General features: G+C 69.2%; 12 protein-coding genes. 4 read left to right on the top strand and 8 right to left on the bottom strand.

Annotation, left to right across the window (positions count from 1 at the left end):
* Positions 1–5: 5 nt before the first annotated feature.
* Genes ACGFYP_RS13190 through ACGFYP_RS13175 form a run of 4 tightly spaced genes read left to right on the top strand, consistent with a single transcriptional unit; the run spans position 6 to position 4,042 of the window.
* Positions 6–788 (top strand): ABC transporter ATP-binding protein, encoded by a 783-nt coding sequence (locus ACGFYP_RS13190; RefSeq protein WP_393492276.1) that lies wholly within the window; start codon positions 6–8, stop codon positions 786–788.
* A complete protein-coding gene (locus ACGFYP_RS13185; RefSeq protein ID WP_393491052.1) occupies positions 785–1,675 on the top strand; it encodes a branched-chain amino acid ABC transporter permease in 891 nt (296 codons plus the stop codon). Before ACGFYP_RS13190 ends, ACGFYP_RS13185 begins: the two co-directional genes overlap by 4 nt.
* On the top strand, positions 1,668–2,771 hold the full coding sequence (locus ACGFYP_RS13180) for a branched-chain amino acid ABC transporter permease (protein WP_393491049.1): 1,104 nt from the start codon (positions 1,668–1,670) through the stop codon (positions 2,769–2,771). The genes ACGFYP_RS13185 and ACGFYP_RS13180 overlap by 8 nt, the downstream gene beginning before the upstream one ends.
* Positions 2,768–4,042 carry an ABC transporter substrate-binding protein gene (locus tag ACGFYP_RS13175; RefSeq protein ID WP_393491046.1) on the top strand — a complete coding sequence of 425 codons (1,275 nt, stop codon included), beginning with the start codon at positions 2,768–2,770 and terminating at the stop codon, positions 4,040–4,042. Before ACGFYP_RS13180 ends, ACGFYP_RS13175 begins: the two co-directional genes overlap by 4 nt.
* 186 nt (positions 4,043–4,228) lie before the next feature.
* On the opposite strand, the gene pssA is transcribed toward ACGFYP_RS13175, so the two are convergent.
* The 8 genes from pssA to ACGFYP_RS13135 form a co-directional block, all read right to left on the bottom strand.
* Complete coding sequence (gene pssA / locus ACGFYP_RS13170) at positions 4,229–5,104, bottom strand: CDP-diacylglycerol--serine O-phosphatidyltransferase (RefSeq protein ID WP_361963051.1); 876 nt, start codon at positions 5,102–5,104, stop codon at positions 4,229–4,231.
* Positions 5,097–5,753, bottom strand: coding sequence for a phosphatidylserine decarboxylase (locus ACGFYP_RS13165; protein WP_361962999.1), 657 nt, complete (start codon positions 5,751–5,753; stop codon positions 5,097–5,099). Before ACGFYP_RS13165 ends, pssA begins: the two co-directional genes overlap by 8 nt.
* A 168-nt stretch (positions 5,754–5,921) precedes the next feature.
* A complete protein-coding gene (locus ACGFYP_RS13160) occupies positions 5,922–7,127 on the bottom strand; it encodes an acyl-CoA dehydrogenase family protein (protein ID WP_361962997.1) in 1,206 nt (401 codons plus the stop codon).
* A gap of 2 nt (positions 7,128–7,129) precedes the next feature.
* The gene (locus ACGFYP_RS13155) at positions 7,130–7,654 is read right to left on the bottom strand and encodes a MaoC family dehydratase (protein WP_361962995.1); all 525 of its coding nucleotides are present in this window, start codon (positions 7,652–7,654) and stop codon (positions 7,130–7,132) included.
* A gap of 5 nt (positions 7,655–7,659) precedes the next feature.
* The gene (locus ACGFYP_RS13150; protein ID WP_329114001.1) at positions 7,660–8,625 is read right to left on the bottom strand and encodes a CoA ester lyase; all 966 of its coding nucleotides are present in this window, start codon (positions 8,623–8,625) and stop codon (positions 7,660–7,662) included.
* Positions 8,622–10,634: a protein meaA gene (locus ACGFYP_RS13145; protein WP_393491040.1), complete on the bottom strand. Its 2,013-nt coding sequence runs from the start codon at positions 10,632–10,634 to the stop codon at positions 8,622–8,624. The genes ACGFYP_RS13150 and ACGFYP_RS13145 overlap by 4 nt, the downstream gene beginning before the upstream one ends.
* Before the next feature lie 15 nt (positions 10,635–10,649).
* Positions 10,650–11,987 carry a crotonyl-CoA carboxylase/reductase gene (gene ccrA, locus ACGFYP_RS13140; protein ID WP_361962991.1) on the bottom strand — a complete coding sequence of 446 codons (1,338 nt, stop codon included), beginning with the start codon at positions 11,985–11,987 and terminating at the stop codon, positions 10,650–10,652.
* 392 nt (positions 11,988–12,379) lie between these two features.
* Positions 12,380–13,231: a TetR family transcriptional regulator gene (locus ACGFYP_RS13135; protein ID WP_393491035.1), complete on the bottom strand. Its 852-nt coding sequence runs from the start codon at positions 13,229–13,231 to the stop codon at positions 12,380–12,382.
* Positions 13,232–13,275: the final 44 nt, after the last annotated feature.

Here is a 13,275-nt window from a genome sequence, read left to right as displayed (position 1 = left end):
CCCCCATGGCCGAGCAACCCGAGAGCCTCGAAGTCCGTGACCTCACCGTCCGCTTCGCCGGGCTCACCGCCCTCGACGACGTCTCCTTCACCGTCCGTCCCGGTACCGTCCACGCCGTCATCGGCCCCAACGGCGCCGGCAAGTCCACCTGCTTCAACGTGCTCTCCGGCGTCTACCGGGCGACATCCGGCAGCGTCCGCTTCGGCGCCCACGAGCTGACCACCCTGGCCCCGCACAAGATCGCCGGGCTCGGCGTCGCCCGCATCTTCCAGAACCTCGCGCTGCCGCCCCGCGCCACCGTCGAGGACAGCCTGATGCTCGGCCGCCACCGGCTCACCCGGACCGGCTTCCTCGCCTCCGGGCTCCGGCTGCCCTCCGCCGCCCGCAAGGACGCCCGCCACCGGGCCCGTGTCCGGGAGATCGCCGCCTTCGTCGGCCTGGAGAAGCAGCTCAAGCAGCCCGCGGGCTCCCTTCCGTACGGGCAGCAGAAGCTCGCCGAACTCGCCCGGGCCCTCTGCATGGAGCCCAAGCTCCTCCTCCTCGACGAACCCGTGGCCGGCATGACCGCCGACGAGCGGCGCCGTACCGCCGCCGTCATCGCCGGCGTCCGCGACAGCCTCGGGATCTCCATCGTCCTCGTCGAGCACGACATGGGCGTGGTGATGCGGCTCGCCGACGCCGTCACCGTCCTCGACTTCGGCCGTCGCATCGCCGACGGCGCCCCCGGCGACGTACAGAACGACCCGGCGGTCGTCCGCGCCTATCTCGGAGAGGAGACCGCCGAGTGACCACCTTCGCCGAACTCCTGCTCAACGGCGTCTCGTTGGGCTCCATCTACGCCCTCATCGCCCTCGGCTTCGTGGTGATCTTCCGCGCCACCGAGGTCGTCAACTTCGCCCACGCCTCGCTGCTCCTCGCCGGCGGCTACTTCACGGCCGTCCTCCACGACGACATCGGCTTCTGGCCTGCGCTGCTCGTCGGCATCGGCGGCGCGGCCCTGGTCGGCGCGGCCGTCGAGTTCCTCGTCATGCGCCGCTACCGGGGCTCCGACCACAGCGTCCTCGCCATCGTCACGATCGGCGTCGACATCCTGCTCGCCACCGAGCTGACCCGCCGCATCGGCACCGACATCCTGTCGCTCGGCGATCCGTGGGGCGACTCCGTCGTCACCTTCGGCCCGGTCACGATCGCGCAGACCCGGATCGCGGCCCTCCTCCTCGCGGCGCTGCTCATCACGGCGTTCCTGCTGGCCTTCCGGTACACCTCCTGGGGCGTGGCCATGCGCGCCGCCGCCGAGAACCAGGAGACCGCCGCCCTCATGGGCATCCGGCTCGGCCGGGTCTCCCTCGGCGCCTGGGCGGTGGCCGGCGGGCTCGCCGCCGTCGCCGCGCTCTTCCTCACCGTCTTCCCCACCCCCGGCCTGGAGCGCTCCACCTCCTTCGCCGCGATGAAGGCCTTCCCCGCCGCCATCCTCGGCGGCCTCGACTCCACCACCGGCGCCCTCGTCGGCGGCCTCCTGGTCGGCGTCACCGAGTCCCTCGCCACCGGCTACCAGGGCGACCTGACCTTCCTCGGCCGGGGCATCGGCGACCTCGCCCCGTACCTGGTGATGGTCGCCGTGCTGCTGATCCGCCCGGCCGGACTCTTCGGTACGAAGGAGCTGGCCCGTGTCTGAGACCCTCGCACCCCGGTCCTTCGCCGCGCTCGCCCGACCCCGCGTCTACGGCTGGGCGGCCGCCGGCCTCGTCCTCGCCGCCTTCCCCTTCTACCTGGACCGCTTCTGGCTCCAGGCCGGGCTCTTCGCCATGGCCGCCGCGATCGGCGCCATCGGCATCAACCTGCTGACCGGCGCCACCGGCCAGCTCTCCATGGGCCACGCCTTCTTCCTCGCCGTCGGCGCCTACGGCTACTGCGCGTTCGCGGGCGACGGCTCCGACGGCCTCACCGGCCTCGGCCTGCCGGGCTGGCTCGCCGCCGTCCTCGCCGTGGTCCTCGCGGGCCTCGCGGGCGGGGTGTTCAGCCCCATCGCGGGCCGGCTGCGCGGCGCGTACCTCGGCATCGCCACCCTCGCGCTGATCTTCATCGGCCAGCACGTCCTCTTCAACGCCCACGACCTGACCGGCGGCTTCAACGGCCGCGCGGTGCCCCCGCTCAGCCTCTTCGGGATCACCTTCGACGACAGCGAGCTGCTCGTCGCCCAGGTCCCCTTCGGCTCCGCCGAGAAGCTCTGGTACCTCGGTCTCGTCCTCCTCCTCGCGGGCGCCCTCTTCGCACGCGGGGTCCTGCGCGGCCGCCCCGGCCGCGCCATGAACGCCATCCGGGACCACCGGATCGCCGCGGGCGTCATGGGCATCCCCGTGGCCCGCTACCGCGCCGCCGTCTTCGTCCTGTCGTCCATGTACGCGGGTCTGGCGGGCGTGCTCCTCGCGCTGGTCTTCCAGCGGACCGTGCCGGAGTACTTCGGCATGCTGCTCTCCCTCGAATACCTGGCCATGATCGTCATCGGCGGTCTCGGCTCGGTCGCCGGTGCGGTGATCGGAGGCGTCTTCGTCTCCCTCCTGCCGCAGCTCCTCAACCGGTACAGCGACGCGCTTCCCCTGGTCTCCGCCCCCGGGACGGGCGGGATCGCACCGGGGGAGGCCGCGCGCTACCTCTACGGCGCCGCCGTCGTCGCGGTGGTGCTCTTCCTGCCCGGAGGCCTGGTCCGGCTGGCCGCCCGGAAACCCAAGCGAACCGCCGAACCCTCGCACTCCTCTGGGGAGGAACGATGATCCACCGACGACAGACGACCAGAACCCTGGCCGTCGCGCTCGCCACCCTCGTCGCGCTGACCGCCGCCGGCTGCAGCTCCAAGGCCAAGACCGGCGACGACAAGGGCACCGGAGCCGGCGGCGTGAAGGCCGGCAAGGGCGTCACCGACAAGACGATCGCGCTCGGCGCGCTCACCGACATGACGGGTGTGTACGCCACCCTCGGCAAGAGCGTCACCCAGGCGCAGCAGCTGTACGTGAAGCAGGTCAACGCGGCCGGCGGGATCTGTGGCCGGCAGCTGGAGCTGACGGTCCGCGACCACGGCTACGACCCGCAGAAGGCGCTCTCCGCGTACACCGAGCTGGAGCCGAAGGTGGTCGGCTACACCCAGTTCATCGGCTCCCCGTTCGTCGCGGCGGTCAAGCAGCGCGTCGACGGCCAGGACAAGGGCCTCGTGCTGCCCCAGGCCTGGTCCGCCTCGCTCCTGGGCTCCCCGTACATCCGCGTCCTGGGCTCCACGTACGACATCGAGACGATCAACGCCGTCGACTTCCTGGTGAAGGAGAAGGGCCTGAAGGCGGGCGACAAGCTCGGCCACGTCTACTTCGAGGGCGACTACGGCGAGAACGCGCTCGCGGGCTCGAAGTACGCGGCCGAGAAGGCGGGCCTCACGGTCGTCGAGCAGAAGATCAAGCCCACGGACAACGACATGTCCGCGCAGGTCGCCGCGCTCAAGCAGGCGGGCGTCAAGGGCATCGTCATCAGCGCGGGCCCGCGCCAGGCCGCCTCCCTGGTCGGTGTCGCGGCGGCGACGAAGCTCCTGGTGCCGGTCATCGGCAACAACTCGGCCTTCGCCCCGCAGCTCCTCGGCACCCAGGCGGGTCCGGCCCTGGAGAAGATGTACTGGTTCGCCTCGCCCAGCCTGCCCATCGGCGCGGACACCGCGTCCGCGAAGAAGCTGGTCGCCGACTACAAGGCCGCCTACCCCGGCGACAGCCTCGACAACGGCATCGTCGCCGGCTGGACGGCCGCGAGCGTCTTCGGCGAGGCCCTGAAGAAGGCCTGCGGCTCCAAGGACCTCACCCGTGAGGGCATCGACAAGGCGCTGCTGACCCTGAAGGACGTCGACCTCGGCTTCGGCATGGTGCACGACTTCAGCGACCCGAAGGCCCCGTCGTCCCGCGAGTCGGTCATCGTCCAGCCCGACAAGACGGTCCCCGGCGGCATGCGCACGGTCCGTGAGCCCTTCGTCTCCGACGCGGCGAAGGGGTTCACCCCGAAGGCCGGCTGAGCCGGGCGTACGCGAGCCCCGCCGCGCATCCCGCGCGGCGGGGCTCCCGCACGTCGTCTCCAGGAAGCCGAGGGAGGCCCCGCCGTCGACGGCGCCCGGCTGATCGTCCACCGCGACGCGGACACGACGAAGGGCCCGGGTGCTTCCCAGCACCCGGGCCCTTCGTCGTACACGTACGCGTACCGCTTACGGCACCTGCGCGGCCTCCGCCTGGCGGGCCTCGCGGCTCTCGCGGCGGTTGTCACGGAAGGTGTTCACTCGCCGGGCCGTCGCGAAGAGGGGGATCACGGCGCCCAGCACGACCTGCAGCGCGCAGCCGGTCTGGAGCAGGAGCTGTCCGCCCGGAGCGTCGAACGCCCAGGCCGCCAGCATGCCCATCGCACCCACGATCCAGCTGAGCATCGCCACCGCGAGGATGCCCCGCGGCTTGGGGTACTCGACCCGGCTCACCATCAGCCAGGCGACACCGATGATCGCGAGCAGCGTCGGGATGAACGGCAGCTCCAGGAGCACGATCGAGACGACCGTCAGCGCGCCGAAGGGGCTCGGCATGCCCTGGAACATGCCGTCCTTCATCGTCACGCACGAGAATCTCGCGAGCCTGAGCACCACGGCGAGCAGCACCACGATCGCGGCCACCGCCGAGACCTTCTGCTGCGCGCCCGGCGTGACCATGCCGTACACGAGTACGAAGTAGGCCGGCGCCAGACCGAAGCTGATCAGGTCCGACAGGTTGTCGAGCTCGGCGCCCATCGGCGACGAGCGCAGCTTGCGGGCCACGATGCCGTCGAAGAGGTCGAAGATCGCCGCGGCCAGCATGAGGATCACGGCGGTGGCGGCGCTGTTGCGCGCCATGCCGGTCTCCGTGCTGCCGGTGAGGTGCGGGATGAGGATGCCGGTGGTGGTGAAGTACACCGCCATGAATCCACACGTCGCGTTACCGAGCGTGAGGGCGTCCGCTATGGACAGCCTCAACGACAGCGGCATCTCCTCGGCCTCTTCGGCCTCCTCCGCGTCCGCGTCGGCGGCCCAGTCGGCTGCCCGGGTGTCGGGATCAATCACGGTCAATGCGAGTCACCCCCGCGGTCGTGGTCTGACCGACCTCGACGGCGACGTCGACACCTTCCGGAAGGTAGATGTCAACGCGCGACCCGAAGCGGATCAGACCGATGCGCTCGCCCTGCTCGACCTTCGTCCCCTGGGGGATGTACGGCACGATGCGCCGCGCGACGGCACCGGCGATCTGCACCATCTCGATGTCACCGAGCTCGGTGTCGAAGTGCCAGACAACGCGCTCGTTGTTCTCGCTCTCCTTGTTGAACGCCGGGACGAACCCGCCGGGGACGTGCTCCACGGACGTCACCGTGCCGGCCAGCGGCGCGCGGTTGACGTGGACGTTCAGCGGGCTCATGAAGATGGCGACCCGGGTGCGTCCGTCCTTCCACGGCATGATGCTCTGCACCACACCGTCGGCGGGGGAGATGACCCGGCCCTGAGCGATCTCGCGCTCGGGGTCGCGGAAGAACCACAGCATGCCCGCCGCGAGCGCGGTGGTGGGCACGGCGATGGCCGCGGCTCGCCGGGACTTGCGCGCACGCACGAGGCTCAGCGCCGCGGTGGCGACGGTCGGCAGAAGCCACGGCGATGCTCCGCGTGCGATACGTACGCCGGAGAGGCTGTCGCGAGGTGCAGAGGTTTGGCTGTGGGGCATGGATGACCTTCGTAGCGGATGATGCCGCACGGGAACGGGGGACGGCGGCTTTCAAACGATGCTATCGGTTGCGGGCCGCAACTGGGTAAGCCAGAACCCGAGTCGGCGGCCGGAAGACGAACACAGGGTGTGATCTTCTTCGCGACCGAACCGACCCAAAGCCGACAATCAACCCTGGAACCGGTACTCCTCGAGCAGCCGGCGACCGATGATCATTTTCTGGATCTCGGCGGTACCTTCACCGATGAGCAGCATCGGGGCCTCACGGTAGAGGCGCTCGATCTCGTACTCCTTCGAGAACCCGTATCCGCCATGGATACGGAAGGCGTCCTCGACGACTTCCTTGCAGTATTCGGAGGCGAGGTACTTCGCCATCCCTGCTTCGAGGTCGTTTCGTTCCCCGGAGTCCTTTTTGCGTGCTGCATTCACCATCATGGCATGGGCGGCCTCGACCTTGGTAGCCATCTCGGCCAGCTTGAACTGAATCGCCTGGTGCTGGGCGATCGGCTTGCCGAAAGTGTGACGTTGCTGGGCGTACGAGACACCCAGTTCGAACGCACGCTGAGCGACGCCGCAGCCACGTGCCGCGACATTGACGCGGCCGACCTCCACGCCGTCCATCATTTGGTAAAACCCTCGGCCGGTGGTCCCGCCGAGGACCCGATTGGCCGGAATGCGCAGTCCGTCCATGATGAGTTCGGTCGTGTCGACGCCCTTGTAACCCATCTTGTCGATCTTCCCCGGGATGGTGAGGCCCGGTCGGACCTCTCCGAAGCCGGACTCCTTCTCGACGAGGAAGGTCGTCATCGACTTGTGGGCCGCCGTGCCCTCGGGGTGTCCTTCGTCACTTCGGACGAGAACGGCGACAAGCGTTGACGTTCCGCCGTTCGTCAGCCACATCTTCTGGCCGTTGAGGACGTACTCGTCGCCGTCCTTGACGGCCTTCGAGGTGATCGCCGACACATCCGAGCCGAGGCCCGGCTCCGACATCGAGAACGCGCCGCGCGTCTCGCCGGCCGCCATCCGCGGAAGGAAGTACTCCTTCTGCTCCTGGGTGCCGTGCTGCTTGAGCATGTACGCCACGATGAAGTGCGTGTTGATGATGCCGGAGACAGACATCCAGCCACGGGCGATCTCCTCCACGCACAGCGCGTAGGTGAGCAGCGACTCACCCAGACCGCCGTACTCCTCGGGGATCATCAGACCGAAGAGGCCGAGCTCCTTGAGCCCGTCCACGATCTGCTGCGGGTACTCGTCACGGTGCTCCAGCTCGGTCGCGACCGGGATGATCTCCTTGTCGACGAACTCCCGGACGGTCTTGAGGATCTCCTGCTGGACGTCCGTGAGCCCGGCGGTCTGGGCGAGTCGGGCCATGGCTACTTCTCCGTCTTCTTGGAGGGCTCGATCAGCGTGGGGCGGCCGGGCTGCTCGCCGCCGCGCTCCTTGATGTACGTCTCGGTGGGCACCATCACCTTGCGGCGGAAGACGCACACGAGGGTGCCGTCCTGCTTGTAGCCCTTGGTCTCCACGTATACGATCCCGCGGTCGTTCTTCGACTTGGACGGGGTCTTGTCGAGGACCGTGGTCTCGCCGTAGATGGTGTCGCCGTGGAAGGTCGGCGCCACGTGGCGCAGCGACTCGATCTCCAGGTTGGCGATCGCCTTGCCCGAGACGTCCGGGACGGACATGCCGAGCAGCAGCGAGTAGATGTAGTTGCCGACGACGACGTTCTTGCCGAAGTCCGTCGTGTTCTCGGCGTAGTTCACATCCATGTGCAGCGGATGGTGGTTCATCGTCAGCAGACAGAAGAGGTGGTCGTCGTACTCGGTGACCGTCTTTCCGGGCCAGTGCTTGTAGACGGCGCCGACTTCGAACTCTTCGTAGGTGCGGCCGAACTGCATGGGACTCAGGCCTCCGGGATCTCGAACTTGGTGGTGCGCTCCATGCCGGCGGCGCGACCCTTGCCCGAGATGACGAGGGCCATCTTGCGGGAGGCCTCGTCGATCATCTCGTCGCCGAGCATGGCCGAGCCCTTCTTGCCGCCGGCCTCGGAGGTGTAGTAGTCGTACGCGTCCAGGATCAGCTCGGCGTGGTCGAAGTCCTCCTGCGAGGGCGAGAAGATCTCGTTCGCGGCGGCGACCTGGTCCGGGTGCAGCACCCACTTGCCGTCGAAGCCGAGGGCGGCGGCGCGACGGGCGACGGCCCGGTAGCCCTCGGGGTTGCGGATCTGCAGGTAGGGGCCGTCGATCGCCTGGAGGTTGTTGGCGCGGGCGGCCATCAGGATCTTCATCAGGATGTAGTGGTAGGCGTCGGCGTCGTAGCCGGGCGGCTGCTCGCCGACGACCAGGGACTTCATGTTGATGGAGGCCATGAAGTCGGCCGGGCCGAAGATGATCGTCTCGACGCGCTGCGAGGCGGTGGCGATCGCGTTGACGTTGTTGAGGCCCTGGGCGTTCTCGATCTGCGCCTCGATGCCGATCTTGCCGACCTCGAAGCCCATGGTCTTTTCGATCTGCGTCAGGAGGAGGTCGAGCGCCACGATCTGCTGGGCGTCCTGGACCTTCGGCAGCATGATGCAGTCGAGGTTCTGGCCGGCGCCCTCGACGACGGTGACGACGTCCCGGTACGTCCAGTGGGTCGTCCAGTCGTTGACCCGCACGACCCGCGTCTTGCCGGTCCAGTCGCCCTCGTTGAGGAACTTGACGATGGTGTGGCGGGCCTCGGGCTTGGCGAGCGGCGCGCAGGCGTCCTCCAGGTCCAGGAAGACCTGGTCGGCGGCGAGGCCCTGGGCCTTCTCCAGGAAGCGCGGGTTGGAGCCGGGGACCGCGAGGCAGGAGCGACGCGGGCGGAGCCGGTTCACGGGGCTGGTCATGCGGGGACCTCCAGGGGGTCGAGCTTGTTCGCTTTCCGGATCTCGTCGACGATACGGCCGATGATCTCTGTGATACCGAAATCCTTCGGTGTGAAGACGGCGGCCACACCCGCGCGCTTCAGTTCTGCGCCGTCGGCGTTCGGGATGATCCCGCCGACGATGACCGGGACGTCGATCGCCCCCGCCTCACGGAGGCGGTCGAGGACGTCAGGGACCAGCTCGGCGTGCGAGCCGGAGAGGATCGAGAGGCCGACGCAGTGCACGTCCTCCGCGAGGGCCGCGTCGACGATCTGCTCGGGCGTCAGCCGGATCCCCTGGTAGACCACTTCGAATCCGGCGTCACGCGCGCGTACGGCGATCTGCTCGGCCCCGTTGGAGTGCCCGTCCAGGCCGGGCTTGCCGACCAGGAGCCGCAGCCGCCCCGAGCCCAGCTCCGCGGCCGTCCGCGCCACCTTCTCCCGTACGAGAGCCAGCGGGGTGCCGGCCTCGGCCGTCACCGCGACCGGGGCGGAGGAGACGCCCGTCGGGGCGCGGAACTCGCCGAAGACGTCCCGCAGCGCCCAGGACCACTCGCCGGTCGTGACACCGGCGCGCGCGCACTCCAGGGTGGCGGCGAAGAGGTTGCCCTCCCCGGCGGCGGTGGCCTTGAGGGCGGCCAGCGACTCCTGGGCACGGTTCTCGTCGCGGTTGTCGCGCCACTCGTGGAGCTTCGCGACGACCTTGGCCTCGTTGGCCGGGTCGACCGTCATGATCGCCGTGTCGAGGTCCGCGGTGAGCGGGTTCTCCTCGGTCGACTGGAAGATGTTGACGCCGATGATCTTCTCGTCGCCGGCCTCGATCCGGGCCCGCCGCTCGGCGTGCGAGGAGACCAGCTGCGACTTCAGGTAGCCGGACTCGACGGCGGCCATCGCGCCGCCCATCTGCTGGATCCGGTCGATCTCCGACAGGCACTCCTCGACGAGCGAGTCGACCTTGGCCTCGATCACGTGCGAGCCGGCGAAGATGTCCTCGTACTCCAGCAGGTCGGACTCGTGCGCCAGCACCTGCTGGATGCGGAGCGACCACTGCTGGTCCCAGGGGCGGGGCAGCCCGAGCGCCTCGTTCCAGGCGGGCAGCTGGACGGCACGCGCGCGTGCGTCCTTGGAGAGGGTGACGGCCAGCATCTCCAGGACGATCCGCTGGACGTTGTTCTCCGGCTGCGCCTCGGTCAGACCGAGCGAGTTGACCTGGACGCCGTAGCGGAACCGGCGCTGCTTCTCGTTCTCGATGCCGTACCGCTCGCGGGTGACCTTGTCCCAGATGCGGCCGAAGGCGCGCATCTTGCACATCTCCTCGATGAAGCGGACGCCCGCGTTCACGAAGAACGAGATGCGGGCGACGACCTCGCCGAAGCGGTCCGCCGGGACCTGGCCGGAGTCCCGGACCGCGTCGAGCACCGCGATCGCGGTGGACATCGCGTACGAGATCTCCTGGACCGGAGTGGCCCCCGCCTCCTGCAGGTGGTAGCTGCAGATGTTGATCGGGTTCCACTTCGGGATGTGGTTCACCGTGTAGGTGATCATGTCCGTCGTGAGGCGGAGCGAGGGGCCGGGCGGGAAGACGTGCGTCCCGCGCGACAGGTACTCCTTCACGATGTCGTTCTGGGTGGTGCCCTGGAGCCTGGTGACGTCCGCGCCCTGCTCCTCGGCCACCACCTGGTAGAGCGCCAGGAGCCACATCGCCGTGGCGTTGATGGTCATCGAGGTGTTCATCTGCTCCAGGGGGATGTCCTGGAACAGCCGGCGCATGTCACCGAGGTGCGAGACGGGGACCCCGACCCGGCCCACCTCGCCGCGGGCGAGGATGTGGTCGGGGTCGTAGCCGGTCTGCGTCGGGAGGTCGAACGCGACCGACAGGCCGGTCTGGCCCTTGGCGAGGTTGCGCCGGTACAGCTCGTTGGACGCCTCGGCCGTGGAGTGACCGGCGTAGGTCCGCATGAGCCACGGCCGGTCCTTCTGACGCTCTGTCATGGAGGTGTCCCGGTCTCAGATGTTGCGGAAGCGGTTGATGGCGTCGATGTGCTTCGCGCGCATCTCCGGGTCGCGCACGCCCAGGCCCTCCTCGGGGGCGAGGGCGAGGACGCCGACCTTGCCCTGGTGGAGGTTGCGGTGGACGTCGTAGGCGGCCTGGCCGGTCTCCTCCAGGGAGTAGACCTTGGAGAGCGTGGGGTGGATCTTGCCCTTGGCGATCAGGCGGTTGGCCTCCCAGGCCTCGCGGTAGTTGGCGAAGTGGGAGCCGATGATGCGCTTCAGCGACATCCACAGGTAGCGGTTGTCGTACTCGTGGTTGTAGCCCGAGGTCGAGGCGCAGGTGACGATGGTGCCGCCCTTGCGCGTGACGTAGACGGAGGCGCCGAAGGTCTCGCGGCCGGGGTGCTCGAAGACGATGTCCACGTCCTCGCCGCCGGTGAGTTCGCGGATGCGCTTGCCGAAGCGCTTCCACTCCTTGGGGTCCTGGTTGTGCTCGTCCTTCCAGAACTTGTAGCCCTCGGCGTTGCGGTCGATGACGGCCTCCGCGCCCATGGCCTCGCAGATGGCGGCCTTCTCCGGGCTGGAGACGACACAGATCGGGTTGGCGCCGCCGGCCAGCGCGAACTGGGTGGCGTACGAGCCGAGTCCGCCGCTCGCGCCCCAGATCAGCACGTTGTCGCCCTGCTTCATCCCGGCGCCGTTGCGGGAGACCAGCTGGCGGTACGCGGTGGAGTTGACCAGGCCGGGGGCCGCCGCCTCCTCCCAGCTCAGGTGGTCCGGCTTCGGCATCAGCTGGTTGGACTTCACGAGCGCGATCTCGGCCAGGCCGCCGAAGTTGGTCTCGAAGCCCCAGATGCGCTGCTCGGGGTCGAGCATCGTGTCGTTGTGGCCGTCCGAGGACTCCAGTTCGACCGAGAGGCAGTGGGCGACGACCTCGTCGCCGGGCTTCCAGGAGTTCACGCCCGGGCCGGTGCGCAGCACGACGCCCGCGAGGTCGGAGCCGATGACGTGGTACGGCAGGTCGTGACGCTTGCTGAGGTCGCTGAGCCGGCCGTAGCGCTCCAGGAAGCCGAAGGTCGACACCGGCTCGAAGATCGAGGTCCAGACCGAGTTGTAGTTCACGGAGCTGGCCATGACGGCGACCAGGGCCTCGCCCGGGCCGAGCTCGGGGAGCGGCACGTCGTCCAGGTGGAGCGACTTGCGCGGGTCCTTGTCGCGGCTCTCGAGCCCGGCGAAGATCTCCGTCTCGTCCTTGTGGACGGTCACGGCTCGGTACGACTCGGGGAGCTTGATGTTGGCGAAGTCCGAGGACGTGGAGTCCGGGGACTGGATCGCGTCCAGGATGTCCTTCACGGGGTGCCTCCGGCGGTGCGGCGTCTGAGGGGGACGCACTGGGGGTTACGTCTTGGAGTGCTGCTCTGGAGGTGTGCCGTCGGTTCGGCGGGGGTGGTGCGGTGAGCCGCGCCTGGTGGGCGCTGACGTTGCCTGTGACGCAGGCGTCCGGGCGCACAATCACGATGGCTTGTGGGGACAGCCGGCGCACGAGGAGACCTCGGCGCGCCGGCCGCCCGGACAACATCAACGTATGGCACCGCGTGTCACCTGACAAGGCACTGCGTGCCAACAATTTCACTCATATGCAATCTGCTGGTCACACATGAGCGATGATCGATCGAAGGTCGCCGCAAAAGCGACGAAGGCCGCCCCCTGTGCCGGGGGCGGCCTTCGTCGTGAGCGGCGCTGTCTCAGCCCTTCAGGGCCTGCTGGATCGTCCGCATGACCTCGTCCAGCGGGGCGTCCGTTCGGGCCACGGCGATCACCACGTCGCCCTCGCCGGTCACCGTGGCGGCCGCCGGACCCGACGCCGGCGCTGACGCCGGTGCGGACGTCTGAGGGCCGGCCTGGGTCGCCGACGCGGGCCGGGCGCCTATGCCGGAGCCGAACGTCTCCCGCACGATCGCGAAGGCGTGGTCGAGCTGCGCCTCCACGTCGCCCTGGCCGCCCGCCCGCAGCCAGCGCCGCAGCACGTGGTTGTGGGCCGTGACGACCGCCGAGGCCGCCACCTCGGCCAGCAGCGGGTCGTCGTTGCCGTCGTGGTGGTCCCGCTCGTCGAAGTGGCCCAGCAGATAGCGGGTGAACAGCCGTTCGTAGCGGGCCACCGAGGCGATCTCGCGCTCCCGCAGGGTGGGTACCTCGCGGGTGAGCCGGTACCGCTCCACGGAGACCGCAGGGGACCCCGCGTACATCTTCATGACTTCCTTGATGCCCCGGCAGACGGTGTCCAGCGGGTGCTCGTGCGGGGGAGCGGCGTTCAGCACCGCCTCCGCCCGCACCAGGGTGTCGTCGTGGTCGGGGAAGATCGCCTCTTCCTTGGAGCGGAAGTGGCGGAAGAACGTCCTGCGGGCGACCCCGGCCGCCGCCGCGATCTCGTCGACCGTCGTGGCCTCGTACCCCTTGGTCGCGAAGAGCTCCATGGCCGCGGCCGCCAGTTCACGGCGCATCTTCAGCCGCTGCGCGGCCGCGCGGGTGCCCGCGGCACTCTCCGTGTCGGTGGTGGACAGGGACGTGGCACGGGGTGACTTCGCGGCCTTGGACATGTCCTGAACGTACTGCATCAGTGCGGGAGTGTGCCCAGGTGGGG

Source organism: Streptomyces sp. NPDC048370, from assembly GCF_043200825.1.
Classification (GTDB): domain Bacteria; phylum Actinomycetota; class Actinomycetes; order Streptomycetales; family Streptomycetaceae; genus Streptomyces.
The sequence above is the reverse complement of the archived record's forward strand: the minus strand, read 5'-3'. Positions and strand labels throughout refer to the sequence as shown.